Annotated in this window: 1 pseudogene; it reads left to right on the forward strand. The window is 62.0% G+C overall.

Annotated features, from left to right (window positions below):
* A pseudogene (locus tag DW661_RS10395) lies at positions 1 to 221 on the forward strand (SIS domain-containing protein); the annotation flags it as partial.

Genomic DNA, 221 nt, shown 5'->3' on the forward strand with positions numbered 1-221 from the left:
TGCTTCGGCCTGCGCCTGCTCAACCGCCGCGGCTGCTTCCCCAAGTTCGATCTGTTTATCGAGCAGACCAAGGACATCTGGAAGGACATGCTCGATATCCGCAAGCGCTTCGAGCCGCGCGCTGAGGAGCTCGCCAAGAAGTACGCCCTGGCCCCCTACACCATGTTCATCGGCTCCGGCGCCCTGTGGGGCGAGACCATCCTGTTCTCGATGTGCATCCT

The organism is Collinsella sp. AM24-1, from assembly GCF_003470325.1.
Classification (GTDB): domain Bacteria; phylum Actinomycetota; class Coriobacteriia; order Coriobacteriales; family Coriobacteriaceae; genus Collinsella.